The sequence below is a fragment of the Kitasatospora sp. NPDC056184 genome (assembly GCF_042268405.1).
GTDB lineage: Bacteria > Actinomycetota > Actinomycetes > Streptomycetales > Streptomycetaceae > Kitasatospora.
On the sequence record NZ_JBHJUI010000015.1, the window covers coordinates 118,110 to 142,384 of the forward strand.

At 74.0% G+C, this 24,275-nt stretch carries 21 protein-coding genes and 3 tRNA genes; 9 read left to right on the forward strand and 15 right to left on the reverse strand.

The features are described 5' to 3' along the window. Positions 1 to 67: 67 nt before the first annotated feature. Positions 68 to 1,501, reverse strand: a complete 1,434-nt coding sequence (locus tag ACFC0B_RS27330; RefSeq protein ID WP_376091119.1) for an FGGY family carbohydrate kinase — start codon at positions 1,499 to 1,501, stop codon at positions 68 to 70. 167 nt (positions 1,502 to 1,668) lie between these two features. Further along, positions 1,669 to 1,962: a hypothetical protein gene (locus ACFC0B_RS27335; protein ID WP_376091122.1), complete on the reverse strand. Its 294-nt coding sequence runs from the start codon at positions 1,960 to 1,962 to the stop codon at positions 1,669 to 1,671. Between the two features lie 247 nt (positions 1,963 to 2,209). On the opposite strand from ACFC0B_RS27335, the gene ACFC0B_RS27340 reads away from it, so the two are divergent. Together ACFC0B_RS27340 and ACFC0B_RS27345 are read left to right on the forward strand one after the other, a co-directional pair. After that, positions 2,210 to 2,282 (forward strand) — tRNA-Asn (locus ACFC0B_RS27340). A gap of 59 nt (positions 2,283 to 2,341) precedes the next feature. Beyond that, positions 2,342 to 2,414: transfer RNA gene (locus tag ACFC0B_RS27345), tRNA-Asn, on the forward strand. Between the two features lie 112 nt (positions 2,415 to 2,526). On the opposite strand, the gene ACFC0B_RS27350 is transcribed toward ACFC0B_RS27345, so the two are convergent. Beyond that, positions 2,527 to 3,318, reverse strand: a complete 792-nt coding sequence (locus ACFC0B_RS27350) for a trypsin-like serine peptidase (RefSeq protein ID WP_376091125.1) — start codon at positions 3,316 to 3,318, stop codon at positions 2,527 to 2,529. A 190-nt stretch (positions 3,319 to 3,508) separates the two neighbouring features. Between ACFC0B_RS27350 and ACFC0B_RS27355 the strand changes: the two genes are divergently transcribed. Continuing rightward, a tRNA-Ile gene (locus tag ACFC0B_RS27355) sits at positions 3,509 to 3,582 on the forward strand. Between the two features lie 256 nt (positions 3,583 to 3,838). Here ACFC0B_RS27355 and ACFC0B_RS27360 read toward each other — a convergent pair. Beyond that, positions 3,839 to 5,791 (reverse strand): hypothetical protein, encoded by a 1,953-nt coding sequence (locus ACFC0B_RS27360; RefSeq protein ID WP_376091128.1) that lies wholly within the window; start codon positions 5,789 to 5,791, stop codon positions 3,839 to 3,841. A gap of 378 nt (positions 5,792 to 6,169) precedes the next feature. Between ACFC0B_RS27360 and ACFC0B_RS27365 the strand changes: the two genes are divergently transcribed. Continuing rightward, the gene (locus ACFC0B_RS27365) at positions 6,170 to 7,105 is read left to right on the forward strand and encodes a 1-aminocyclopropane-1-carboxylate deaminase/D-cysteine desulfhydrase (RefSeq protein WP_376091131.1); all 936 of its coding nucleotides are present in this window, start codon (positions 6,170 to 6,172) and stop codon (positions 7,103 to 7,105) included. A 23-nt stretch (positions 7,106 to 7,128) separates the two neighbouring features. Here ACFC0B_RS27365 and ACFC0B_RS27370 read toward each other — a convergent pair whose 3' ends face one another. Both ACFC0B_RS27370 and ACFC0B_RS27375 read right to left on the reverse strand, forming a co-directional pair. Then, entirely contained in the window at positions 7,129 to 8,667 is a 1,539-nt protein-coding gene (locus ACFC0B_RS27370; RefSeq protein ID WP_376091134.1) for an LCP family protein, read from the reverse strand. Between the two features lie 149 nt (positions 8,668 to 8,816). After that, positions 8,817 to 9,281: a MarR family winged helix-turn-helix transcriptional regulator gene (locus tag ACFC0B_RS27375; protein ID WP_376091137.1), complete on the reverse strand. Its 465-nt coding sequence runs from the start codon at positions 9,279 to 9,281 to the stop codon at positions 8,817 to 8,819. Positions 9,282 to 9,370: 89 nt separating this feature from the next. Between ACFC0B_RS27375 and ACFC0B_RS27380 the strand changes: the two genes are divergently transcribed. Together ACFC0B_RS27380 and ACFC0B_RS27385 are read left to right on the forward strand one after the other, a co-directional pair. Beyond that, entirely contained in the window at positions 9,371 to 10,408 is a 1,038-nt protein-coding gene (locus ACFC0B_RS27380; RefSeq protein WP_376091140.1) for an NADP-dependent oxidoreductase, read from the forward strand. A 355-nt stretch (positions 10,409 to 10,763) separates the two neighbouring features. Beyond that, positions 10,764 to 11,258: a DUF3145 domain-containing protein gene (locus tag ACFC0B_RS27385; RefSeq protein WP_376091143.1), complete on the forward strand. Its 495-nt coding sequence runs from the start codon at positions 10,764 to 10,766 to the stop codon at positions 11,256 to 11,258. 75 nt (positions 11,259 to 11,333) lie between these two features. Here ACFC0B_RS27385 and fabF read toward each other — a convergent pair whose 3' ends face one another. From fabF to ACFC0B_RS27410, 5 genes are all read right to left on the reverse strand, one after another. Next, on the reverse strand, positions 11,334 to 12,599 hold the full coding sequence (fabF, locus tag ACFC0B_RS27390) for a beta-ketoacyl-ACP synthase II (RefSeq protein ID WP_376091146.1): 1,266 nt from the start codon (positions 12,597 to 12,599) through the stop codon (positions 11,334 to 11,336). A gap of 144 nt (positions 12,600 to 12,743) precedes the next feature. Beyond that, positions 12,744 to 12,986 (reverse strand): acyl carrier protein, encoded by a 243-nt coding sequence (locus tag ACFC0B_RS27395; RefSeq protein ID WP_344325330.1) that lies wholly within the window; start codon positions 12,984 to 12,986, stop codon positions 12,744 to 12,746. A gap of 79 nt (positions 12,987 to 13,065) precedes the next feature. Beyond that, a complete protein-coding gene (locus tag ACFC0B_RS27400) occupies positions 13,066 to 14,100 on the reverse strand; it encodes a beta-ketoacyl-ACP synthase III (protein WP_376091151.1) in 1,035 nt (344 codons plus the stop codon). Continuing rightward, on the reverse strand, positions 14,097 to 15,047 hold the full coding sequence (locus ACFC0B_RS27405; protein ID WP_376091154.1) for an ACP S-malonyltransferase: 951 nt from the start codon (positions 15,045 to 15,047) through the stop codon (positions 14,097 to 14,099). Before ACFC0B_RS27405 ends, ACFC0B_RS27400 begins: the two co-directional genes overlap by 4 nt. Before the next feature lie 90 nt (positions 15,048 to 15,137). After that, complete coding sequence (locus ACFC0B_RS27410) at positions 15,138 to 16,334, reverse strand: PucR family transcriptional regulator (protein WP_376091299.1); 1,197 nt, start codon at positions 16,332 to 16,334, stop codon at positions 15,138 to 15,140. A 218-nt stretch (positions 16,335 to 16,552) separates the two neighbouring features. On the opposite strand from ACFC0B_RS27410, the gene ACFC0B_RS27415 reads away from it, so the two are divergent. Continuing rightward, positions 16,553 to 17,329, forward strand: a complete 777-nt coding sequence (locus ACFC0B_RS27415; RefSeq protein WP_376091157.1) for a pirin family protein — start codon at positions 16,553 to 16,555, stop codon at positions 17,327 to 17,329. 20 nt (positions 17,330 to 17,349) lie between these two features. Here ACFC0B_RS27415 and ACFC0B_RS27420 read toward each other — a convergent pair whose 3' ends face one another. Then, on the reverse strand, positions 17,350 to 18,177 hold the full coding sequence (locus ACFC0B_RS27420) for a serine hydrolase domain-containing protein (RefSeq protein ID WP_376091160.1): 828 nt from the start codon (positions 18,175 to 18,177) through the stop codon (positions 17,350 to 17,352). A 121-nt stretch (positions 18,178 to 18,298) separates the two neighbouring features. Here ACFC0B_RS27420 and ACFC0B_RS27425 point away from each other — a divergent pair, with 121 nt between their 5' ends. After that, complete coding sequence (locus ACFC0B_RS27425; protein WP_376091163.1) at positions 18,299 to 18,760, forward strand: MerR family transcriptional regulator; 462 nt, start codon at positions 18,299 to 18,301, stop codon at positions 18,758 to 18,760. A gap of 4 nt (positions 18,761 to 18,764) precedes the next feature. On the opposite strand, the gene ACFC0B_RS27430 is transcribed toward ACFC0B_RS27425, so the two are convergent. Continuing rightward, complete coding sequence (locus ACFC0B_RS27430; RefSeq protein WP_376091166.1) at positions 18,765 to 19,343, reverse strand: TIGR03086 family metal-binding protein; 579 nt, start codon at positions 19,341 to 19,343, stop codon at positions 18,765 to 18,767. A 101-nt stretch (positions 19,344 to 19,444) separates the two neighbouring features. Here ACFC0B_RS27430 and ACFC0B_RS27435 point away from each other — a divergent pair, with 101 nt between their 5' ends. Next, positions 19,445 to 20,422, forward strand: a complete 978-nt coding sequence (locus ACFC0B_RS27435; RefSeq protein WP_376091169.1) for a helix-turn-helix transcriptional regulator — start codon at positions 19,445 to 19,447, stop codon at positions 20,420 to 20,422. A gap of 10 nt (positions 20,423 to 20,432) precedes the next feature. On the opposite strand, the gene ACFC0B_RS27440 is transcribed toward ACFC0B_RS27435, so the two are convergent. Both ACFC0B_RS27440 and ACFC0B_RS27445 read right to left on the reverse strand, forming a co-directional pair. Further along, positions 20,433 to 21,644 carry an alpha/beta hydrolase gene (locus tag ACFC0B_RS27440; protein WP_376091172.1) on the reverse strand — a complete coding sequence of 404 codons (1,212 nt, stop codon included), beginning with the start codon at positions 21,642 to 21,644 and terminating at the stop codon, positions 20,433 to 20,435. Positions 21,645 to 21,887: 243 nt separating this feature from the next. Beyond that, a complete protein-coding gene (locus ACFC0B_RS27445; RefSeq protein ID WP_376091175.1) occupies positions 21,888 to 24,257 on the reverse strand; it encodes a Dyp-type peroxidase in 2,370 nt (789 codons plus the stop codon). Positions 24,258 to 24,275 lie beyond the last annotated feature (18 nt).

Consider the following 24,275-nt stretch of genomic DNA (forward strand, 5'->3'; position numbering starts at 1 on the left):
TGCCACGGGCCGCCACGGGCCGCCACGGGCCGCTACGGGCCGTCCGAGGGCCCGTAGCGGGGCCGTCTCAGCCGGCCGTCTCCGGGTGGATCTGCTCGCGGGCGGCCCGGTACTGCTGGCGGACCGCGGACCCGACCGGCAGGTCGTGCTCGGCGTCCGGGGCCACGGTGACGGCCTCCGGCAGGTTCCAGCGCGGCGGCTCGGGCGTCCCGGCCAGCGCCCAGGCCGCCTGCCGGGCCGCACCGCGCGCCGCGTGCGCGCCGGGCGGCGGGACGACCACCGGGACGCCGAACAGCTGCGGCGCGACGTGCCGCACGGCCTCCAGCCGCCCGGCGGCGCCGAGCAGGAAGACCCGCTTCACCTCGACGCCGCAGGCGCGCAGCACGTCCAGGGCGTCCGCGCTGTTGCAGAGCATGCCCTCGACGGCAGCCCGGGCCAGGTGCTGAGGGGCCATCGACTCCGCCCGGAGCCCGGTCAGGGTGCCGGCGGCGTGCGGCAGCGCGGGCGTCCGCTCGCCGTCCAGGTAGGGGAGCAGCACCAGCCCGTACGCGCCGGGGGAGGACTGCAGGGCGAGGTCGCTGAGTCCCTCCAGGTCGCGGCCGAGCAGGGCGGCGGTGGAGCGCAGCACCTGGGCGGCGTTCAGGGTGGCGACCATCGGCAGGTGGCGGCCGGTGGCGTCGGCGAAGGAGGAGACCAGGCCGGTGGCGTCCACCACGGCCTGCTCGTGCACCGCGAAGATCGTCCCGGAGCTGCCGAGCGAGACCACCGCGTCGCCGGGACCGAGGCCGAGGCCGAGCGCGGCGGCCATGTTGTCGCCGGTGCCGGCCGAGATGAGCAGGCCCTCGGGGGTGTGGCCGGCGGGTTCGGCGGGGCCGAGCACGTCCGGCAGCTTCAGCTGGTGGCCGAGCGCCAGCTCGACCAGGTCCTGCCGGTACTCGCCGGTGATCGGGGACCAGTAGCCGGTGCCGGAGGCGTCGCCCCGGTCGGTGGTGCGGCGCTTGGGGTGGCCGAGCAGCTGCCAGACCAGCCAGTCGTGCGGCAGCAGCACCTCGGCGATCCGGCGGGCGTTGGCCGGTTCGAACTCGGCGAGCCAGCGCAGCTTGGCGACGGTGTACGCCGGGCTGGGGACGGCGCCGATCGCGGCCGTCCAGGCCGCCGGGCCGCCCAGCTCGTCCAGCAGGGCCGCGGCGGCGCCGCTGGAGCGGGGGTCGTTCCACAGGATCGCGGGCCGGACCTGCACACCGCCGGCGTCCAGGCCGATCATGCCGTGCTGCTGGGCGCTGACGCCGATCGCCCGCACGCCCTCCAGCAGGCCGCCGGCCGCCGCGTCCCCCAGTGAGTGCAGCCAGAGCTGCGGGTCGGTCTCGCCGGGCCGGGCGTCGGGGTCCTCGGGCGCGGGGTGGGGGGCCTTGCCGGAGCGCAGGACGGCGCCGGTGTCGGCGTCGCACGCGACGATCCTGGTGCGACCGGTCGAGCTGTCTATACCCGCGACGATGGCCATAGTCGAGATCATGCCTCAGCGGGCTTCCGGACGCGGCCCGCCCGGGCAAGTGTTGCCCGTTCGGTACCGCGTCCGGGAGCCGCCGTCCGGCCGGCCGTCACCGCCCGCTCGTCCGCACGTCACGGACGGGAGTCGGGGACTGCCGGCGGCCGGGGTTCGGACGGTGGTCAGGGCCGGTAGGTGCCCCAGCTGTCGTCCTCGGTCCTGGCCCGGTTGAAGTACGGGACCCGGTCGGTGACGGAGTTCGGCAGCCGGTCGCCGACCTTGCCGGCGACGGCTCCGGCGGCCTTCCCGGCGACCGCGCCGGCCTGCTGCCGCGCCTGGGCGGCCGCGCCCTGCACCGCGGGGTTCTGGGTGACCTGCCGGGTCACCTTGGCGATCTGCTCGTACCGCTGGCGCCCCGCCCGCGTGCCCAGGACATAGCCCGTCGCGAGTCCGACACCGAACGACAGCTTCCACATGGTCGGATTCCACCCTCTCCTGGCGGCCATTGCCGCATTGCCCTACCCGTCTGCCGGGACGGTGAACCGTCGGCGACCCCAGCATCCACGGGCGGCGCCCCGGGCGCGCGGGGAGCGCGCCGGGCGGGGGCGCCCGGTGGCGGCCGGGGAAAGCGATTGGCGGACCACCCCCCCGAGTGCGCTAATGTATGTCCCGCAGCGAGCGCCGAGGAGCCCGGGAGACCGGGGGCCGGAGCGGGAAGCTCGATCCCCCATAGCTCAATTGGCAGAGCAGCCGACTGTTAATCGGCAGGTTATTGGTTCGAGTCCAATTGGGGGAGCCCGGATGGCGGCCCTCGGGTCGAACGTCCGTCCGTGGTACGGCAGTTGTGTACCGCGATCCCGCATAGCTCAATTGGCAGAGCAGCCGGCTGTTAACCGGCAGGTTTTTGGTTCGAGTCCAAATGCGGGAGCTGCGCCGGGTCCGCCCGGTGACTGCTCAGAGCGAAGGCCCCTCGGTAGACCGGGGGGCCTTCGTGTTGCCCCGGGCCGCTCCCCCGGGCCGCTCCGCCGGCGTGATCCGTCTCACGTCACGGCCTGCCGGAAGAGCTCGGTGACCCGCTCGTCGAAGGTGATGCTGTACGAGGTGGCCGGCGTCTCGCCGCCCTCCTGGTAGCCGCCGATCACCCCGATCACCCGGCCGTTCGTGGTGAGCCAGGGGCTGCCGCTGGTGCCGTCGGTGTAGCCGGCGCAGTCGAACCGCTCCTGGGTCGGGCTCTGCGAGGCGGTCACGCCCGAGCAGGTGATCGGCTCGTCGCCCTCGTTGGGGTAGCCGGTGACCGAGACCGCCAGGCCGAAGCCCTGGTCGGTGCCGAGCGGGTTGCCGCCGACGGCGTCCTCGACCTGCAGTCCGCCCCTCGGGCCCACGGTGACGAACGCCACGTCGTACTCGGGGTCGGCGTCGGCGGACCAGCGCGGATCGACGGTGACCGACTTCACCGGCCAACTCCCGTACGGTGAGAAGCCGTTGCGGTAGCCGGGGGTGAACACCAGGCCGTCCAGCAGGCCGATCCGGTGGTTCTGCACGCAGTGCGCGGCGGTGACCAGCAGATTGCGCCGAGGGCTCTGCACCACGCTCGCCGTGCACGCCCGGGGCCCCTGGGGGGTGTGCACCGAGAGCGTGCCGATCCGGTCCCAGGCCGGGCTCTGCGGGGCCACCGCGGCCGTCCGCCCGTCACCCGGCCCCCCGCCGCAGGCGATCGCGGCGGCCAGCAGCAGGGCCGCCACCGCGACCGTCCTGGTGGCGCGCGCGGTCGGGGCCGGGCGGGAGGGCATCCAGGGCTCCGTGTCGTCCTCGGGGCGGGCGCGGTCGTTCACGTGTTCCGCCGTTCGGGACCAAGATCTACCAGCCCGGCCCGCCCCGCGCCACCGCCGCCCGCGCCCGGGTGCGCACCCGTGTGCGCCCCCGGCGCGCACCACGGGTGATCGACCGGCTATGCTGCCCGGGACGGCCTTTCGGGGCCGTCTGCTGCTGCCGCGACCGGCCTGCCGTCGTGTGCTGCGAACCGGGGCGGTAGCTCAGCCGGTTAGAGCAGGGGACTCATAATCCCTTGGTCGTGGGTTCGAGTCCCACCCGCCCCACCCCGCGCAGTCGTCCGGACGACCGGACTTGACCAGGTGCGGTCAGCCTGCCCGCACTCTAGTGCCCGGCGGCACCGCGGACCGCGCCGACAGGCCGGGAATCACCCGAACAGGTCCGTCCCACAGCCGCGTTGACCCTGCCGGCGGCTTCCGTACGGCCGGCTCCGGATCCCGCCACCGCGCCCGGATCCCGCCACCGTGCCCGGAGACGGCGAACGCGGCCGGGTCGGTACCCGGCCGCGTCGTCGGACCCCGCTCAGTGCAGCGGGAAGGGCTCCACCACCAGCCGGCCCGAGGCGTCCCGCCGGAGCAGGCTGACCTCCAGGTCGGGGGCCTCCTTGCCCTTGCCGCGCGCCAGCGCCCTGACCTCGGCGGCCAGTTCGGCGTTGTCGAGGTAGACCCGCAGCGGCTCGGGCGCGATGCTCGCGTAGTACAGGATGTCCCCGGCGCCGTGCCGGCCCAGCCCCCACATCCAGGAGCGCCAGGAGCGGCCCTGGTCGCTGTTGAGCACGCCGAGCCAGAGGTTGTCCTCGGAGGAGCCCCAGTCGGGCTTCACCTCGTCCCACACCCGGTGCCCGCCGAGGGACACCGCCACCCGCTTGTCGCCGGCCGGCCGGGACGCGTGGATCGCGGTGACCCGCTCGGCGACGTCCCAGCGGGCCTGCCCGCCGCGGAGCATGTTCCGGCCGGGGCTGCCCTCCCACCCGGCGGCCCTGCTGACGTCCGGCTGGCTGTTGAACACCACGCCGTACAGCAGGCAGCCGGTCGCGGTCAGGACGGCGACGGCCGAGCGCAGGCCGCGGCGGGACCGGGAGCCGGCCGCGTGCCGCTCGCCGGCGAGGATCCGGCGGCCGAACAGCGGGAGCACCGCGGCGGCCGCGGTGACCATGCCGATCACCAGCAGCTGGTGGAGCACCTTCTCGTAGAAGTACGAGGTGTCACCGGTCTTCTGCAGCTGGTACTGGCGGATCGCGAAGGAGAACAGCACGATCGAGCCGCAGGCCCCCAGCGCCGTGCGGCGGGCCCGGTCGGCGCGCGCGGACCGCGTCAGCAGCACCGCGAGGGTCGCGGCGACCAGCGGGAACAGCACGTGCCGGCCGACCGGGGTGATGCCGCCGGGAACGGTCAGCACCTCGGCGGAGCCGGCCGTGGAGAGGTTCACGGCGATGGGGAAGAACGCGAGCCCGCCGGCGACGACGGAGGCCGCCAGCGCGGTCACCCGGTGGCGCTTCCAGCTGGGCCAGTGGCAGACGGCCCAGCTGAGCACGGTCGCGCCGGCGGCCGGCAGCAGCAGGTAGTGGCCGAAGGAGATGCCGGCGACCAGGGCGGCCATGACGACGAGCTGTTCGTGGATCCGGTCGAGCGGGCGTATCGACAGGGCGACCAGGACCGCCAGCAGCCCGAGCGCGAAGAGCTCGCTGATGAAGCCGTTGAAGTACAGCTTGGGCAGTTCGGCGACGACCAGGAAGGCACCGGCGGGCAGCACCAGGGCCAGGCTCCGCCAGCCGCGCAGCGCCGGTCCGGCGGCCCGGTGGACCGCCCAGAGCACCGCCACGGCCAGCGCCGCCGCGGTCACCGTGTAGAGCAGCACGAACAGCGAGAGCTGCATCTCGTGGGAGCGTCCGTTGCGCAGGAAGCTGGTGATGACGGCCAGGATCAGATGGCTGCCCTGCGGGTAGGTCTCCAGGTTCTCCTCGACGGTGGTGGCCGCTTCGGCCTGGTTGAGGGAGACGAGGCCGCCGACCCGCAGGATGGTGTCGTAGAGCGCGCTGTGGCGGGCGAGGTCCTCCGCCGAGGTGATCAGCGCCAGGCGCTCGGCGGCGTTCCGGTGGAGCACCGGGTACATGACGAAGGCGACGGCCAGACCGGACGTCAGCAGCAGCGGGTGGTCGCGGGTCGGGACCAGGGCGCGGACCCGGGCGCCCAGCGGGAGCCCCGGCCGGGCCGGGGCGGGCCCGGCGAGGGCGCGGACCACGACCAGCACGAGGGCGGTCGACTCGGCCAGCGTCAGCGGGTGGACGCCGTGGCGCCACTGGCCGACGATCAGGGCGAGCGCGCAGGTCCAGCCGACCAGCGTGACGCCGGAGATCATCAGCCGGTCGAAGGCGGTGGTCCTGGAGCGGATCAGGGTGGCCGCGGCGCCCCAGAGCAGCAGGAAGCCGAGCAGGTCGACGCCCGCCAGGTGGAACACCGGGGGGAGTCCGAGCACCGCTGCCGCGAACCACGGCAATCCGGTGCCGGGCCGCCTCCGGCCGAATCGGGACGGTCGCCCGCCGTCGGCGGGTCCGCCGGTCCGGCCCGGCGCCCCGGGCGCGGGCGGGGCCTCCGCCGACTCCGAGACGAGCGGTGGCGCGATTGACACGATTTCCCCCACATGATGAAGAACCCCGGGAGGCTCCAGGACCTTTCCGGAACCTCGGCGGCCGGTACGACGGTGATTCGCCTGCTGACGAGACGGTATCCGACGGCGCGGACCTACGATCTGCCCGCCATCTGGCGTGACGCTCCATAGGGGCATAGGGTTGTTGCATTTTAGCAAAGCTTTACCGGCCGACAGGGTTGGCAGGGGGGTTCGTATCCTTTTCGGATGTTTGCCGACGCCCTGCTGCCGACCCCCGTCATCGACTGCGCCGACGAGGTGTTCGAGCGCTCCGGGGTGAGGCTGCGGCTGAAGCGGGACGACCTGGTGCATCCGCTGGTCCCGGGGAACAAGTGGCGCAAGCTGGCGCCCAACCTGGAGTTCGCGGTGCGCGAGGGGCACCGGCGGCTGGTCACCTTCGGCGGGGCGTACTCGACGCACCTGCGGGCGGTGGCGCTGGCGGCCGGGGCGCTGGGGCTGTCGAGCGTGGGGCTGGTGCGGGGCGAGGAGCTGGCGGGGGCACCGCGGAACTGGTCGCTGGAGGCCGCCGAGGAGGCCGGGATGGAGCTGGTCTTCCTGTCCCGCGCCGCGTACCGGGAAGCGGCCGGGCGGGCGGCCGGGGGCGGCGTCGGGGAGGGCGCCGGGGAGGCGGAGCTGCGGCGGCGCTGGGGGCCGTGCCTGGTGCTGCCCGAGGGCGGGTCCAACGCGCTCGCGGCGCACGGCGCGCGGGCGGTCGTGGCGGAGCTGGCGGAGTCGGAGGGGCTCGGGGAGGGGGACGTGGTCTGCTGCCCGGTCGGCACCGGCGGCACGCTGGCCGGGATCGCGGCCGGACTGCCGCCGGGGGCGCGGGCGCTGGGCGTGGCGGTGCTGCGCGGCGGGGAGGGCTACCTGGAGGGCGAGGTGACGCGGCTGCACCGGGAGGCGTACGGGCGGAAGTTCGGCGGCTGGCGGATCGACCACGGGCACCACGGCGGCGGGTACGGGCGGGTGCCGGCCGCGCTGGAGGAGTTCGCGGCCGGCTTCGAGCGGCGGCACGGCATCGCCCTGGAGCGGCGCTACGTGGCCAAGGCGCTGGCCGCCCTGTACGACCTCACGGCGGCCGGCGCCTTCCCGCCCGGCACCCGGCTGACCGCCGTCGTGACGGGGCTGCCCGACCCGGTGTGAGCCCGCCGGGCCGGGCGGCCGGCTCAGCCGAAGGTGAGGTTGGCGCAGGGGTCGGTGTCGGCGTTGCGGCTGTTCTGGGCGATCGCGCTGGGGATGTCGGTGGGCAGCGGTCCGGTGGGGGCGGCGAACGGGGCGCCCGGGATGCCGGGAGCGCCCGGGGAGGGGACGGCGTCGGCGGGGCGGTAGTCGCGGCCGAGGGTGACGGCGACGCCCTCGGAGCCCGGCTCCTCGACCGTCCGGGAGCCCGGGAAGAGCGGGGCGAGCTGCTCGGCGGCGGCCTTGAACAGCGGGTCGTAGGCGATCTCGGTGCGCAGCCGGCCGCCGGTGGTCTGGCCGAGCGAGACGTTCTGGAAGCCCTGGGCGCGGATCGCCGCGGCTCCGCGGCCGGCGAGTCCGTCGGTGCCGACGCCGTTGACCACGGTGACCGGGGCGGCGAGCTGGTCGGCGGCCAGCGGGACGGCGGCCGGCGGGACGGCGGTCGGGGAGGGCGCGGACGCGGTGGGCTCGGTGCTCGGGCTCGCGGGGTCGGTGAGCTCGCCGGTGGTCTGGCCGTCCAGGGTGCGGTCCTCGCGCAGCAGCCGCCACAGGGTGTCCACGTCGGGGTGGACGAGGTCGATCCGGCCGGACTGCACGGTGGAGAACCGCCAGGGGGCGGTGACGAAGGTGATGTCGGAGAGCTTGATCTGCTGCATCGACTGGGCGAAGTCGACCAGCTTCATCGCGGTGCCCAGGCCCTCGTCGACGGTGAGCGAGCGGGTCGCGGCGTCGGCCAGCGGGAGCAGGGTGGGGAGCGAGAATCCCTGGGACTGGATCTTGCGGATCATCGAGGAGAGGAAGGCCTGCTGACGCTTCATCCGGCCGATGTCGGAGTTGTCGCCGAAGCCGTAGCGGGCGCGCAGGTAGTCGACGGCCGGCGGGCCGGATATCTTCTGCGGGCCCTTCTTGAGCTTGATGTTGTGCGAGTTGACGTCGTTGGGGACGCAGACGTCCACGCCGTTGATGGCCTCGGTCATCGCGGCGACGCCCTTGAAGTCGACCACGATGGTGTGGTCCATGCGCAGACCGGTGAGGGCCTCGACGGTGTTCTGGGTGCAGGCCGGGTTGCCCTGGGCGGACTCGCCGATGGTGAAGGCCTCGTTGAACATCTGGCCGGTCCGCGGCCTGGTCCAGTCGCCGCTGGGCAGTCGGCAGGACGGGATGGTGACCAGGGCGTCGCGGGGGATGGAGACCCCGACGGCGTGCTTGCGGTCGGCGTAGACGTGCAGCAGGATCGCGGTGTCGGAGTGGCCGACGCCCTCGTCGCCGCCGCCGAGGTCGGCGTTGCCGTCGTTGCGGGTGTCCGAGCCGAGCAGCAGGACGTTGACCGGAACCGACGCGCCCGGCGCGGCCGGCACGGGCGCGGGCGGGCGTTCGGTGGCGACGCCGCCGGCGTCGAAGGTGGTGATGTTGGTGTCGAGCCGGTGGTAGAACCAGGCCCCCGCCCCGGCCACGGACAGCACCAGAACGGCGGCGAGTCCTATGACGGTCCGTATGACACGCCGACGGCGCGAGCTGCTGCTCATCCTTCCCGTCCCCCCGTCTTCCGTTCTCTTTCCCCACCCGTACCGCCTGGTCGCGGACGGGTGCCGGCTTTCGAACGTTAGACGTTTCGGGGGAGTGTTCGGTTACCTCCGATCGGCCGACAATTCGGCGGCCGGAGCTGTGATGCTCCTCACGCGCCGGGCCCGGCGGCGCCGGCGAGCATCCGCTGCAGCAGGTCGCGCAGCTGGGTCCGCTCGTCGGGGTCGAGCGCGGCCAGCGGCTCGCGGGCGAAGTTCAGCGACTCGCGCAGTTCCTCGGAGGCGGTGCTGCCGGTGTCGGTGGTGGCGACCAGCTTGACCCGGCGGTCCTGCCGGTCGGGCTGGCGGGTGACGAAGCCGCGGGTCTCCAGCCGGTCGACGATGCCGGTGATGTTGGAGGGCTCGCAGCTGAGCGTCTGGGCGATCTGGCGCATGGGCAGGGGGCCGCGTCGCAGCAGGGCGAGCACCTTGGCCTGCGCTCCGGTGAGCGAGCGGGCGGCGGCGGCCTCCTCGTACTCGCGGTGGAAGAGCGCGACCAGGTTGGCCATGAGGTCGACGACCTCACGGGTGATCTCGTCGGCCGGCTGTGCGGTGTCCCGGATCGGCTGGGCGTTCATGGCAGCAGTCTACCTGAATATTTGACAACGTGAACCTTTCATGCCCATTGTTACTTCACCGTCTCAACCTTTCACGTAGGGAAATCACCATGGCAGCCGAGCCGACCGCGCCGGAAGTGCCCGCCACCGCCCGTGAGTGGCACCTCGCCGCCCGCCCCCAGGGCTGGCCGGTCCCGTCCGACTTCGCCCTCGTCGAGGCGCCGGTGCGCGCCCTTGGCCCCGGCGAGATCCTGGTCCGCAACATCGACCTGTCGGTCGACCCCTACATGCGCGGGCGCATGTCGGCGCGCAAGTCCTACGCGGAGCCGTACGAACTGGACAAGCCGATGCTGGGCGGGGCGGTCGGTCGGGTGGTGGCCTCGGAGGCGGAGGGCTTCGCCGAGGGCGACCACGTCCTGCACTTCTTCGGCTGGCGCGAGTACGCGACGTTCGACGCCCGGGCGGCCGTCAAGGTGGACCCGGACGCCGCGCCGCTCTCGACCTACCTGGGCGTGCTGGGGATGCCGGGCCTGACCGCGTACGCGGGGCTGACGCGGATCGCGGAGATCAAGGCCGGCGACGTCGTGTTCGTGTCCGGCGCGGCGGGCGCCGTGGGCGGCATCGCCGGCCAGATCGCCAAGCTGAAGGGCGCGGCGCGGGTGATCGGTTCCGCCGGCTCGGACGAGAAGGTCGAGCTCCTCGTGGAGGAGTACGGATTCGACGCCGCGTTCAACTACAAGGACGGCCCGGTCGTCGAGCAGCTCCGGGCCGCGGCGCCCGACGGCATCGACGTGTACTTCGACAACGTGGGCGGCGAGCACCTGGAAGCCGCCATCGAGGTGATCAACCTGCACGGCCGCATCGTGGTGTGCGGGATGATCTCGCAGTACAACGCCACCGAGCCCACCCCGGCCCCGCGCAACCTCGCGCAGATCATCGCCAAGCGCTTCCGCGTGGAGGGGCTGCTCGTCGGCGACCACTACGACCTCCAGCCGGCGTTCGTCGAGGAGGTCTCGGCGTGGGTGCGCTCGGGTGAACTCAAGTACCGCGAGACGGAGACCCGGGGCATCGACAGCGCGGTGGACGCCTTCCTCGGTCTGCTGCGCGGCGCCAACACCGGCAAGATGGTGGTCCGCCTGGACGGCTGACGCCGCGTCGCCGCTCCTGCGCCCCGCACCGGCCCGGCCGGTGCGGGGCGGTTTGCGTACCCGGCGGAGGGGATCCGGCCGCACTACCGCATTCCGGCCCGATCCGAAAGTGCGTCATCCGCGGTGCGGGGCGGCGCGGTACGGTGGTCCCGCCCGCCGATGGGGCCGTTCGGGGGAGAGATCCGACCGAGGGGTGGACCTCGTTGCGGTTTCGACTAGCATTGAGCGAAAGCCTGTCCGTTTTGCTCAATTTAGTGGCTTAATGTCGGCTAACGTGGGTAACTGTGGATCAACTACGGGCTCGAACACGAGGCAGCTGGGGAAGGCGACCCTCGTCCACAGCCTGGAGGTCCCGGTGACGACACGTGGAGTCCTGTACATCCACTCCGCGCCCCGCGCGCTGTGCCCGCACGTCGAGTGGGCCGTCGCGGGGGTGCTCGGTGTGCGGGTGAGCCTGGACTGGATCCGCCAGCCGGCCGCGCCCGGGCACTGGCGTGCCGAGCTCTCCTGGCAGGGCGAGCCCGGTACGGCCTCGAAGCTCGCCTCCGCGCTGCGCGGCTGGCAGCTGATGCGCTACGAGGTCACCAGCGAGCCCTGCGCCGCGGCCGAGGGCGAGCGGTACAGCAGCACGCCCGGGCTCGGCATCTTCCACGCCGTCACCGGCATCCACGGGGACATCCTGATCCCCGAGGACCGGCTGCGCGCCGTGCTGCTGCGCGCCCGCAACGAGGGGGCGGACCTGGCGGCGGAGATCGCCGTGCTGCTCGGCAAGCCCTGGGACGACGAGCTGGAGCCCTTCCGCTACGCCGGGGAGGGCGCGCCGGTGCGCTGGCTGCACCAGGTGGTCTGACCGGACCGGGAGACGGCGGAGGGGCCGGCGCTCGCGATGAGCGCCGGCCCCTCCGCCGTCGTGCGGGACCCGGGGTCAGCGGGTGCGGAAGGCCAGCACCACGTTGTGGCCGCCGAAGCCGAACGAGTTGTTCAGCGCGGCGATCCGGCCCTCGGGCAGCTTGCGGGCCTCGCCGCGGACGATGTCCGCGTCGACGTCGTCGTCCAGCTCGTCGACGTTGATGGTCGGCGGGGCGACGCGGTGGTACAGCGCCTGGACGGTGGCGACCGTCTCGATGCCGCCGGCGCCGCCCAGCAGGTGACCGGTCATCGACTTGGTGGCCGAGATGGCGATGTGGTCGAGGTCCTCGCCCAGCTCCGTGCGGAGCGCCTTCAGCTCGGCGGTGTCACCCTGCGGGGTCGAGGTGGCGTGCGCGTTGACGTGCACGATCTCGGCCTTGTCCAGCTGGTTGCGGTCGAACAGGTCGGCCAGCGCGCGGGCCACGCCGGCGCCGGTCGGCTCGGGCTGGGCGATGTGGTGGGCGTCCGAGGACAGGCCCTGGCCCACCGCCTCGCAGTAGATCCGGGCGCCGCGGGCCTCGGCGTGCTCCACCGACTCCAGCACGACCACGCCGGCGCCCTCGCCGAGCACGAAGCCGTCGCGGCCCTTGTCGTACGGGCGGGAGGCGCGCTGGGGCTCGTCGTTGTTCTTGGACATCGCCATCATGTTGGCGAAGGCGGCGATCGGCAGCGGGTGGACCGCCGCCTCGGTGCCGCCCGCGATCACGACGTCGGCGCGGCCGCTGCGGATCATCTCGATCGCGTAGCCGATCGCCTCGGCGCCGGAGGCGCAGGCGGAGACGGGGGTGTGCACACCCGCGCGGGCGCCGACCTCCAGGCCGACGTTGGCCGCCGGGGAGTTGGGCATCAGCATCGGGACGGTGTGCGGGGAGACCTTGCGGGCGCCCTTCTCCTTCAGTACGTCGTACTGGTCGAGCAGGGTGGTCACGCCGCCGATGCCGGAGGCGATCACCGCGCCCAGGCGCTCCGGGGCGAGCTTGGACGACTCGTCGGTGGCCGGGGTCTCGTAGCCCGCGTCGGCCCAGGCCTCGCGGGCGGCGATCAGCGCGAACTGGGCCGAGCGGTCCAGCTTGCGGGCCAGCGGGCGGGGCAGGATCTCGCCCGGCTCGACGGCGGTGCGCGCGGCGATCCGCACGGGCAGCTCGGCGGCCCACTCCTCGGTCAGGGCAGCCACCCCGGAGCGCCCGGCGACCAGGTTCTCCCAGGTGGTGGCGGCGTCGCCGCCCAGCGGCGTGAAGGCGCCGATACCCGTGACGACCACGGTACGGTTCTCAACAGTCACTGGATCTTCTTCTCTCACGTTTGTGCGGGCGGTCGGCGGCGGCCGAAGGTGAGCCCGGCCGGGCGCCCGGTTGGGGCGTCCCGGCCGGCGGGTCGGCCGACTCGGAGGAGCCGGCCGATGTCAGGCGTCGAACGTGTCGACCGCTCAGGCGTGGCTGAGGATGTAGTCCACGGCGTCGCCGACGGTCTTCAGGTTCTTGACCTCGTCGTCCGGGATCTTGACGTCGAAGCGCTCCTCGGCGGCCACGACGACCTCGACCATGGACAGCGAGTCGACGTCCAGGTCGTCGGTGAAGGACTTGTCGAGCTCGACGTCCTCGGTCGGGATGCCGGCGATCTCGTTGACGATCTCGGCGAGACCTTCCAGAACCTCGTCCTTGGTAGCCATACTGGCTGCTCCTCTTCGGTGGTGGATGCGGCCGCCCGGCGGACGGACGCAGGTGTGCGGGTGGATCGGGCGAAAACGCCTAGGGGAGCGTAACGACTGCCGCGGCGTACACGAGACCCGCCCCGAACCCGATGATCAGTGCGAGGTCACCGCTGCGGGCCTCGCCGCTCTCCAGCATGCGTTCCATCGCCAGCGGGATGGACGCCGCCGAGGTGTTCCCGGTCTCCGTGATGTCGCGGGCGACCGGCACCGAGGCGGGCAGCTTGAGGGCCTTGATCATGGCGTCGGTGATCCGCATGTTGGCCTGGTGCGGGATGAACGCGCCGAGCTGGTCGGCGGTGATCCCGGCGGCGTCGAGCGCCTGCTGGGCGACCTTGGCCATCTCCCAGACCGCCCAGCGGAAGACCGTCTGGCCCTCCATCCGCAGCGCGGGCCACTTGACCTGCTCGCCGGCGCCGTTGACGGCGTCCTCCTTGGCGAACGCGGTGTCCCAGGCCTGGGTCTGCGAGATGACGTCCTTGTGCGAGCCGTCCGAGCCCCAGACGACCTTGCCGATGCCGGGGGTGTCGGACGGGCCGACGATCGCGGCGCCGGCGCCGTCGCCGAAGATGAACGCGGTCGAGCGGTCCGAGGTGTCGGTCAGGTCGCTCAGCCGCTCCACGCCGATCACCAGCACGTACTCGGCGTTGCCGCCGCGGACCAGGCCGTCGGCCAGGCCGAGGCCGTAGCCGAAGCCGGCGCAGGCGGCCGAGATGTCGAAGGCCGGGGCGGTGCCGCAGCCGAGCCGCTCGGCGATCTCGGTGGCGATGGCCGGGGTCTGCTTGAGGTGCGAGACGGTGGCGACGATGACGCCGCCGATCCGCGCCGGGTCGATCCCGGCCTGGGCGATCGCCTTGCCGGCGGCCTGCACCGACATCTCGGCGACCGACTCCTCGGGGCCGGCCCAGCGGCGCTCGGCGATCCCGCTGCGGGTGCGGATCCACTCGTCCGAGGAGTCGATCCAGGTCAGCACCTCGGCGTTCGGGATCACCCGGACCGGGCGGTAGCCGCCCACACCGTGGATACGCGAGTACCGCGCACCGGTGACCGGGCGGATCTGGGGGGTGTTGCTCATGCCTGCTGCTCCTGCTCCTGACCGCCGTGCTCCGCGACGAGCTCGCGGGCCTTGTCGAGGTCGGCGGGGGTCTTGAGGGCAAGCGTCGCCACGCCCTTGAGGTTGCGCTTGACCAGTCCGGTGAGGGTGCCCGCCGGGGCGAGCTCAATGACGGCGGTCGCGCCCAGCTCCCGCAGGGTCTCCATGCAGAGGTCCCAGCGGACCGGGTTGGAGACCTGCGACACCAGGCGGCTCAGCACCTCGGCGCCGGAGGCGACGACTCCGCCGTCCTGGTTGGAGACGTACGCCACCTTCGGGTCGGCGACCGGCAGGGTCGGGGCCAGCTTGGCCAGCCGCTCGACACCGGGGGCCATGTGGGTCGTGTGGAACGCGCCCGCGACCTTCAGCGCGACCAGCCGGGCACCGGCCGGCGGGTCCTCGCGCAGCGCGTCCAGCTGCGGCAGGGTGCCGGCCGCGACGATCTGGCCGCCGCCGTTGTTGTTGGCCGCGGTCAGGCCGTGCTCGGCGAGCTTCGCCGCGACGGCCTCCGGGTCGCCGCCGAGCACGGCGAGCATGCCGGTCTCGGTGGCCGCGGCGGCCTCCGCCATGGCGAGGCTGCGCTCGCGCACGAAGGTCAGCGCGTCGCGGGCGCTCAGCACGCCGGCGCCGGCCGCGGCGGTGATCTCGCCGACGCTGTGGCCGGCGACCGCGCCGACCAGCGCACGGGCGGCGTCCTCGTCCGGGAACAGCGCACGCGCGGTCACGAGACCGGCCGCCACCAGCAGCGGCTGGGCGACGGCGGTGTCCTTGATCTCCTCGGCGTCCGCCTCGGTTCCGGCGCGCACGAGGTCGAGCCCGGCGACCTCCGACCAGCCCTGCAGGCGGTCGGCGACACCGTCGAGCTCCAGCCAGGGGCTGAGGAAACCGGGGGTCTGGGCACCCTGTCCAGGGGCGACGATTACGAGCACGGTTCAACCCTCTCTCGCCAGGCGCCCGGGGGCGGGTAGGCGACGGTAACGAAGAAAAGCATCCGGGATTGTAAGGTCCCTACAGAGCGGTCAGCTCGACTCCCCGGCGGCCGTGAGCCGCCCCAGCGCCAGTGCGATACGCAGGGTGAACGCCGAACGTACGTCGGAGGGAGCGTAGCCCGTGACGTCGGTCACACGTCGGAGCCGGTAGCGCACCGTGTTGGGGTGGACGAAGAGCATCCGGGCGGCTCCCTCCAGTGAAGAGGCCTGCTCCAGGTAGACACTCAAGGTCTCCAGGAGTGCCGAGCCCGCCTCGTCCAGCGGTGTGTAGATCTCCTCCACCAGCTGGCGCCGGGCCGCCTGGTCCCCGGCCAGCGCGCGCTCCGGCAGCAGGTCGTCGGCGAGCACCGGGCGCGGGGCGTCCGGCCAGGCCGCGCAGGCCCGCAGGCCGGCCGCGGCGGCGTGCGCCGAGCGGGTCGCCGAGAGCAGGTCCGACACGGTCGGGCCGACCACCACCGGGCCCGGCGCGAACTGGCCGATCAGCGCCCGGGCCGCGTGCACCGGCTCCTTCTCGCCGCCCACCACGACCACCAGGCGCTTGCCCAGCACCCCGGTCAGCACGTGCAGCTTGGCGTACCGGGCGGCCCGGCGGATCGCCTCGACCACCAGTTCGCTATCACCGTCCGGGGCCGAGCCCATCACCACCCGGACCTGGCTCGGCTGGCCCCAGCCGAGCGCGGCGGCCCGGGACAGCACGCCCTCGTCGGCGTCGCCGGAGAGCAGCGAGTTGACCACCAGCGCCTCCAGCCGGGCGTCCCAGGCGCCCCGGGCCTCGGCGGCCTGGGCGTACACCTGGGCGGTGGCGAAGGCGATCTCCCGGGCGTAGACCAGCACCGACTCGCGCATGTCGGCCTCGTCACCGGGGGCGGCCACCTCCTCGATGGCCTCCTCCATCACCTCGATGGTGGTGCGGATCAGCTCGACGGTCTGGCGCAGGGTGATCGCCCGGGTCAGCTCGCGCGGCGCGGTGCCGAAGACATCGGTGGAGATCGCCTGCGGGGCGTCCGGCTTGCGGTACCACTCGGTGAAGGCGGCGATACCCGCCTGGGCGACCAGGCCGATCCAGGAGCGGTGCTCCGGCGGCATCCGCCGGTACCAGCCGAGCTGGTCGTCCATCCGGGCGATCGCCGCCGAGGCGAGCTTGCCGGAGGACTTCTCCAGCCGCTTGAGGGTCGCGGCCCGGCGCTCGGCGCGCTCGGCGGCGAGCCGGCGCTCCTGCGCGGTCAGGCGCGGCGCCGCCCGTCCGGGCCGGTCTCTCCCGGCGCCGGGTGTCGGGCTCTTCCCGTTCTTGTCGGGATTGGCGGTCGGATCGCTCTTGGAGTTCGCGGCAGCGGCTGGCACAGGGACAAGACTGCCTCACCGGAGTGACTGCTCGTGCACAGCCCCCGGTGGACGGGCGGGGTGGTGACGGTCACACCGGTCGGGGGTGCCACTACGGTGGGTCCGTGACCGATGCCCCCGCCCGCCCCCGCGCCGACCTGCGCCGCACCGCCGAGCGCTACCGCTCGACGCCCGCCGAGGGTGTCGAGACCAGGCACGCGTTCTCCTTCTCCGGACACTACGACCCGAAGAACACGCACTTCGGCGCGCTGCTCGCGTGCAACGAGGAACTCCTCGCCCCCGGCGCCGGGTTCGACGAGCACAAGCACCGGGACACCGAGATCCTCACCTGGGTGCTGGAGGGCGCGCTCGCCCACCGGGACTCCTGCGGGCACGGCGGGGTGGTGCGGCCCGGCATGGTCCAGCACCTGAGCGCCGGCTCCGGCGTCACCCACACCGAGCGCAACGTCGGCGGCGCCGAGGGGCCGGTCCGCTTCGTCCAGATGTGGCTCCAGCCCGACGTCTTCGACGCGCCCCCCGCGTACGGGCTGCGCGGGGTGGAGCGCGCCGCCGACGGGTTGACGCTGCTCGCCTCCGGGCTGCCGCGGGACGCCGGCACCGAGGCGCTGCGGCTGCGGCGCGGCGACGCCGCGCTGTGGCTGGTGACCGCCGGGCCGTGGCAGCCGCTGCCCGCCCTGCCGGCCGCCGCCTACCGCTACGCGCACCTGACGGCCGGCTCGCTCGGCTACCGGACGGTGCCCGGACCGCAGGGCGGGGGCCGCTCGATGGTGCCCGGCGACAGCGTGCGGATCACCGGGGACGCCTTCGCGGCGCCGACGGCCGGCGAGGACGGCGCGGAGCTGCTCCTGTGGGAGATGCACTCACCGGTCTCGTACGGCTGACGGGGGTTCGAGGACGGGCCCTACAGCTCGGCGAGCACGGCGTCGCTCAGCACCGGCCAGACCTCGGCGGCCCACGGGCCGAAGTCCCGGTCGGTGAGCGCGACGCAGGCCGCGCCGGCCTGCGGGTCGACCCAGAGGAAGGTGCCGGACTGGCCGAAGTGGCCGAAGGTGGCCGGGGAGTTGGCGGTGCCGGTCCAGTGCGGCGCCTTGCCGTCGCGGATCTCGAAGCCGAGGCCCCAGTCGTTCGGCCGGCGGTGGCCGAAGCCGGGCAGCACCCCGCTGGTGCCCGGGAAGGCGACCTCGCGGGTGGCGGCGTGCAGCGTGCCCGGGTCGAGCAGCTTGGGGGCCTGGAGCTCGGCGGCGAACCGGGTGAGGTCGGCGAGCGTGGACAGGCCGCCGGCCCCGGCGGGGGAGCGGTGCGCGGTGTTGATCAGGGTGGCGTGCATGCCGAGCGGTTGGAACACGGCCTCGGCGGCGTACCGGCCGAACTCGATGCCGGCGGCCCGCTCCAGGGCCTGCGCCAGCACGTCGAAGCCGGCGTTGGAGTAGAGCCGGCGGTTGCCGGGCGCGGCCATCACCTTGTGCTCGTCGAAGGCCAGGCCCGAGGTGTGGGCCAGCAGGTGCCGGACGGTCGAGCCCTCCGGCCCGGCCGGGTCGTCCAGCTCGAAGACGCCCTCCTCGACCGCGACCAGCACGGCGTAGGAGGTGAGCAGCTTGGTCACCGAGGCCAGCGGGAACAGGTGGTCCTGCGGCCCGTACGTGCCCAGCACCGCGCCGTCCGCGCCCCGTACGACGGCGGCCGCCGCGTGCGGCACCGGCCAGGTCTCGATCTTCCGCAAGCTCTCCATGGGGCCCGACTCTAACCGGGGCGGCGGGCCCGGCGGGATGGCAGGCTGGGCCGGACGCACTTGCTTCGAGTGCACTCCAAGGCGCTAGCGTCGTCGTCACGCTCATCACGGGGGGCCGGCCATGACCGTACTCGCATCCATCGAGACCGAGCTGCGCACCTGCGACGAGGTGTTCAGGGACCCGGTCGGCGCGGCCGACGGGACGCCGCGGCACACCATCGGCGAGGTGTCGGCGGCCAGCGGGCTGACCGCGCACACCCTGCGCTGGTACGAGCGGATCGGCCTGCTCGACCCGGTGGACCGCTCGGCCTCGGGCCAGCGCCGGTACAGCGACGCCGACCTGCACCGGCTGGCCTTCCTGGGGCGGCTGCGGCTGACCGGGATGCCGGTGGCCGACATGCTGCGGTACGTGGAGCTGGCCCGGGAGGGCGAGCGGACCTCGGTGGACCGCCGCGACCTGCTGCTCGCCCACCGGGAGGCGGTGCGGCAGCAGATCGCGGACCTGCACGCGACGCTGGCCGTGCTCGACCACAAGATCGACGTGTACAACGGGCGGCTGGCGCGGTGCGCGCCGAGCCACTGAGCCGTCAGGCCGCGCGGCCGAGGTACGCGGCGAGGCGGGTGTACGGGTCGGCGCCGGCCGGGGCGGGCAGGACCGGGCCGAACGGGACGGAGCCGCCGCGCGGTTCGGCCGGCAGCGCGACCAGGGCGATCGCCAGCGCCGCCTCGGCCAGCCGCTCGTCCAGCGGGAGGGCGGTGCCGAGCGCGCGGGCGATGTCCCAGGAGTGCGTGACGGTCTCCAGGACGTAGCCGCCCACCGCGTTGCGGCCGGGCACCTCGCCCCAGGGCGCGGAGGTCGGGCGGTCCAGCTTGGCGTCCTCCGCCCAGGCGGCGGTCACCCGGGCGCGGGCCCGGCCGAGGGCGGCCGGCCAGCCGTCGTCGGGCAGCTCGCCGGTCGCGGCCGCGACGTCCTGGCAGTGGCCGCCCTCGCCCGTGAAGGCGAGCCGGTGGATGCCGCCGACCACGTGGCCGAGCAGGGCCCGCAGGTCGTACTCGGTGCACGGGGTGGGCCGGTCCAGGGTCTCCGGACCGGCCTCGGCGATCAGCTTCTCCAGCTGGTCGAGGGCGAGCCGGTACAGCGGGCGCGGGTCCTGGGTGGTGTCCATGGGGTGCTTCAACTCCGGTGGTGCGAAAGGTTTTCCTGTCGGGAGGCAATCTCCCGGTAAAACCTGACAACCGCCGTCATGATTTCTGGGATCCTCGTGCCATGAAGGCCGACCGCCTGCTCTCGATCCTGCTGCTGCTCCAGACCCGCGGCCGGGTGCCCGCCACCGAACTGGCCGAACGGCTGGAGGTGTCGGTCCGCACCATCTACCGCGACGTCGAGGCGCTCTCGGCGGCCGGCGTGCCCGTCTACACCGAACGCGGCCGGCACGGCGGCATCAGCCTGCTGCCCGGCTACCGCACCGACGTCAGCGGCCTGACCGCCGACGAGGCGCGCGCCCTGTTCGTGCTCTCCGCCCAGGGCGCGCACAGCGACCTCGGGCTGGACGGCGCGCTGGGCTCGGCGCTGCGCAAGGTGATGGCCGCGCTGCCCGCCCCGCACCGGCCCGGCGCCGAGCGGATCAGCGAGCGCGTCCTGGTCGACCCGGCGCGCTGGCTGCAGGCCGGTGCGCCGCCGGGGCCGGACCTGGGCGAGCTGCAGTACGCGGTGTTCGCCGACCGCCGGCTGCGGCTGCGCTACCGGCACAGCGGCGCGCCCGCGCCGGTGGAGTACGCGGTGGATCCGTACGGCCTGGTGAGCAAGGCGTCGGTCTGGTACCTGGTCGCCGACCTGCGCGGCGAGCCGCGGCTGTTCCGGGCCGACCGGGTGCTGTCCGCCGAGACCTCGGACGAGCCGGTGCGCCGCCGCCCGGGGGTGGGGCTGGGCGAGGTCTGGGCGGTGCTGCGCGAGCAGGTGGAGCGGCTGCCCCGGGAGTTGGCGGTGAGGGTGCGGGTGCGGCGCGGGCGGCTGGACATGTTCGTCCGGATCCACGGCACCCGGCTCGCCGCCCCGCCGCCGGAGAGCGGGGGCGGGGCGCCCGACGACTGGGTCGAACTCTCGCTCGGCTTCCAGTCGTTGCCGGCCGTCCGGGCACTGCTGGCGTTCGGCGCGGACGCCGAGGTGCTCTCCCCGCCGGCCGCGCGCCGGGAGATGGGCCGCGCCGCCGCCGAGGCCGTCCGGCTCTACCCGGAGGCCAGATAGGCGTCAGGCGTCAGGCCTCGGGGGCGGGGCGGAGCACGTCCTGGTAGGCGCCGAGGGCGACGGCCGCGAAGTTGTGCAGGCTGTCGGTGCCGGCGGCGAAGTAGCCGTTGTGGCCGGAGGAGCGGGCCGAGGAGATCCGCTCGGAGCCGAAGTCCAGCGAGGTCGGGTCGGCGCCGTGGCCGAGCCCGCCGACCTCCAGGTACGGCACGTTGCCGATCCAGTCGGTCTCGTTGCGGGTGGCCCAGACGTGCACGCCGTCGCCCAGCTCCGAGGTGCTCTCCACGCCCATGCCGGGGGAGCCGAACACCACGAGGTCGGTGATCCCGGTGGTGTCGGCCGGCGAGGCGGCCGCCCGGGGGATGTCGGGTGCGGCGGTGCCGCAGACCACCGAGCCGTAGGAGTGGCAGAACAGCGCGGGCGGCGCCTGCGGCCGGGTGGTCTCCTTGAGGCCGGCGAGCAGCCGGCGCAGCCGGGGTGCGCCGGCGTCGGCGAGCCGGGAGGTCACCGCGTCGGGGCCGAGGCCGGAGGGGGTGACGTAGCCGGTCCAGGCGACCACCGCGGTGCGGGTGCCCGGGGACTGCCGGCGCTCCTCCTGGTACAGCGCCCGGGCCATCCCGGCCGGTGAGCGCAGCGGCTCGACGGCCTGGTCGAAGTGGCCGAGGTCGGCGTCGGAGCCGGGGACGAGCACCGCGACCCGGTCGGCGCCGCCGAGGTCGCCCCAGACCTCGGTGAGCAGGCCGCGGCCGCGCGGGTCGAAGGCGAGGATCTGCCGGCCGTCCGCGAGCAGGCTCTGCACGTCGTTGGCCCGGGAGACGGCGAGCGCGCGCTGCTCCGGGGGGAGGGTCCGGTCGGCGGCGCGGGTCCGGGCGTGGTCGCGCTCGGCGGCCAGCGCGATCCGGTTGGCCCGGTAGCGCACGGCGAGCGGGGCGCCGTCGAAGTTGCCGACCACCAGCGGGTAGGCCTCGACCAGCCGGTTCAGTTCGGCGGGGGTGAGCTGCGCGAAGAATTCGGCGACGGCGGCCGGGGCGGTGGTGGCCGGGTCGGGCAGGTCGTGCCCGTAGGAGTGGTCCTGGACCCAGGCGGCGCTGCCGGCCGGCGGGGTGGAGATGGCCAACTGCTCGGTGGCGGCCGCGGCCTGGGCGGCCGCCGCGCCGGCGTCGGCGAGGACGGCGGCACCCGCGAAGGCGCCGATCAGGACGTGCTTCCACCGCCGACGGCGCATCGCCTCAACTCCCTGAGAGTCCCGTCACCGATCCCGGACGGGAGCCCGGAGGGTGGTACGACTGCCAACTTCCCAGCGCAAGCCTAGGGGCCAGGAGGCGCGCTGAGTCCGGCTCAAACTGTGGGATGGATCACATGAACCGCGGGTGTCCCGGATGCGTCCTGGTCGTTCGCGCGAAGAGCGCTCCGCCCCCGCGGCCGGGCGGTCGCGGGGGCGGAGGCGGTGGGCGCGGGGCCCGCGGTCTCAGAGCAGCGAGTTCCAGGCCGAGACCGAGCGCGAGCCGCTCACCAGGCGGTCCGGGTGGCCGCTGCCGTCGGCGACCGAGATCCGGCGGTAGCTGTCACCGTGGAACACCCAGTACTCGCTCTTGCCGCCGACCCGCTGCTGGTCGGGGACGGGCAGGAAGCAGTCCACCCGGTCGACGCCGCTGAGCGAGCCCCACTGGGAGAGTTCGCGGTCGCCGCGCTCCAGCGTGTCGGGGTGCCCGGTGCCGTCGGCCACCGAGATCAGCCGGTACCGCTGGCGGCCGCCGGTGGTGTGGAAGGCCCAGTACCAGCTCTTGCCGCCGGCCCGCTGCTGGTCCGGGACGGCGAGGAAGCAGTCCACCCGGTCGACGCCGCCCAGCGAGGCCCAGGGGCCGAGGTCGCGGTCGGTGCGCTCCAGCGTGCCGGTGTGCCGGTTGCCGCCGGTGATCGAGATCGCCCGGTACTGCTGGCGGCCGCCTGTGCTGTGGAAGACCCAGTACCAGCTCTTGCCGCCGGGGTTCTGCAGGTCGGCCATGGGCAGGACGCAGTCGATCCGGCCGATGCCCTGGAAGCAGGGGTGGGCGCTCAGCGGGGTGTCGCCCTTGACCACCTGGTCGGTGTGGGCGGGGCCGTCGGCGACCGCGATCTTGCGGTAGCTGTCGCCGTGGCCGACCCAGAAGTGGCTCTGGCCGGTCCGCCGCCACTGGTCCGGGACGGGGAGGACGTCGTCGACCGGGTACGCGGGGCCGCCCGGGGCGGTGGTCTGGCCGCCCTGCTGGGTCTGGGTCTGGCTCTGCCCGCCGCCCTGGCCGCCCTGCTGGGTCTGGCCCTGTCCGCCCTGTCCGCCCTGTCCGCCCGTGGTGGCCGTCGGGCCGACCAGCCGTCCGTCCGCGAGCCCCCGCAGGGTGCTGAGGGAGGGCATGAAGGCGTAGACCGAGCCGGTGGTCTGCACGAACTGGGCGAAGCTCAGCGGGGTGTGCCTGACCGTGCCGTCCGGCTCCCGGCTCTCGAAGTCGACGTCGTCGGCCTGCTGGGTGACCGGGTCCTTGCCGGGCTCCGGGTGGCGGCCGGGCGGGAAGTCCGGCTGGTCCATCCAGTCGGCCTGGATGAACTCGAACTGCCGCGCGATGTCGGCCTGGTAGCAGACGAACAGCAGGCCGCGCGGGTCGTCGGGCCCGCCGGGGCCCTCCGAGGCCGGGTCGAACGGCGCCCCGTACGGGGTGCCGCGGCGCATGATCCGGCGGCCGTCGAGCGCCCCGGCGTCCAGCGGCGGGCTGCTGGGGCCGGGTGCCTGGAGGCCGGCCCGCGGGCTGGTCTTGCGCAGGTGCGACCAGAGCGGGGTGACCAGGCCCTCCAGGTCGTCCCGGAAGTCGAAGTCGTTGTCCGAGGCGGCGCCGGGGTTGTTGGGGACGTCGTGGTCCTTGAAGTGGCAGACCGGGGCGCCGGAGCGCCAGCGGCCGACCATCCGGGCCGCCAGCCACTCGGTGGTGGCGGCGTCCGGGACGGCCTTGGCGAGCCGGAGCTCCTTCAGCTTGACCGCGACCTGCGACCACCAGCCGGGGACGTCCTGGGCGAGCCGGCGGACCACCTGGAAGGAGCCGCCGCGCGCCCAGTCGGGGAAGTCCCGGAAGCTGCCCGGGGCCGGCTCCTCGCCGCAGACGAACTCGCCGGCCGGGACGATCCGGGTGCCCGGGTGGCCCTCGACGTCCTCGGGCCGGTTCGGGTCGGGCCGGTCGAAGCCCCGGATGCCCGGCTCGCTGATGCCGTCCTTGAAGCCGAAGTGCTCCTTGCCGCGGCGGCTGCCGAGCAGGGTCTGCGCGTTCTGCTGGTAGACCATCAGCACCCGGAACTCGGCGGCGGCGATCCGCTGGGCCTCGACCGCCGTCCGGAGGTCGTTCTCGCTGTCCGCGGAGAGCTTCAGCACGGCGTGCACCGGCTGGTCCTTCCCGTTGCCGAACAGCCAGTTCGCCGGGGAGTTCTCGCCGGTGTCGCCGAGCGCGCCGGCCCGCTTGGCCGAGCCCTCCTTGAACGCCTCCAGCCCGGTGCCGGGCCGCGGCTGCTGCGGGAACGGCTCGGTGGTGGAGAGGATCCGCAGGCCCTCGTAGGTGAAGCTGACGCCCAGCCAGGTCGCCTTGAGGGTCTTCGGGTCGTCGCCGCCGGAGGTCCGGCGGGCCTCGCTGAACGCGTCGTTGAAGGCGGCGACCTCGCGGGTGGTGGCGATCTGCGGGGTGAGCTGCCGGAGCCAGTCGCGGGCCCGGGTCGCGTCCTCGAACTTGAGGAACAGGACGCTGACGTTGTCCTTCCTGAAGCCGGCCAGGATGTCGCCCTGGATCTCCTCGCTGTCGCGGAGGGGAAGATCCGTTGCCATGGGGTGGGGTTCCTTTCG

Coding starts and splice junctions, on each gene's coding strand:
- ACFC0B_RS27425 (WP_376091163.1), top strand. CDS start 18,299: ATGACCGTACTCGCATCCATCGAGACCGAGCTGCGCACCTGCGACGAG.
- ACFC0B_RS27435 (WP_376091169.1), top strand. CDS start 19,445: ATGAAGGCCGACCGCCTGCTCTCGATCCTGCTGCTGCTCCAGACCCGC.
- ACFC0B_RS27370 (WP_376091134.1), bottom strand. CDS start 8,667: ATGAGCAGCAGCTCGCGCCGTCGGCGTGTCATACGGACCGTCATAGGA.
- ACFC0B_RS27365 (WP_376091131.1), top strand. CDS start 6,170: ATGTTTGCCGACGCCCTGCTGCCGACCCCCGTCATCGACTGCGCCGAC.
- ACFC0B_RS27380 (WP_376091140.1), top strand. CDS start 9,371: ATGGCAGCCGAGCCGACCGCGCCGGAAGTGCCCGCCACCGCCCGTGAG.
- ACFC0B_RS27440 (WP_376091172.1), bottom strand. CDS start 21,644: ATGCGCCGTCGGCGGTGGAAGCACGTCCTGATCGGCGCCTTCGCGGGT.
- ACFC0B_RS27430 (WP_376091166.1), bottom strand. CDS start 19,343: ATGGACACCACCCAGGACCCGCGCCCGCTGTACCGGCTCGCCCTCGAC.
- ACFC0B_RS27445 (WP_376091175.1), bottom strand. CDS start 24,257: ATGGCAACGGATCTTCCCCTCCGCGACAGCGAGGAGATCCAGGGCGAC.
- ACFC0B_RS27400 (WP_376091151.1), bottom strand. CDS start 14,100: ATGAGCAACACCCCCCAGATCCGCCCGGTCACCGGTGCGCGGTACTCG.
- ACFC0B_RS27330 (WP_376091119.1), bottom strand. CDS start 1,501: ATGGCCATCGTCGCGGGTATAGACAGCTCGACCGGTCGCACCAGGATC.
- ACFC0B_RS27335 (WP_376091122.1), bottom strand. CDS start 1,962: ATGTGGAAGCTGTCGTTCGGTGTCGGACTCGCGACGGGCTATGTCCTG.
- ACFC0B_RS27395 (WP_344325330.1), bottom strand. CDS start 12,986: ATGGCTACCAAGGACGAGGTTCTGGAAGGTCTCGCCGAGATCGTCAAC.
- ACFC0B_RS27375 (WP_376091137.1), bottom strand. CDS start 9,281: ATGAACGCCCAGCCGATCCGGGACACCGCACAGCCGGCCGACGAGATC.
- ACFC0B_RS27420 (WP_376091160.1), bottom strand. CDS start 18,177: ATGGAGAGCTTGCGGAAGATCGAGACCTGGCCGGTGCCGCACGCGGCG.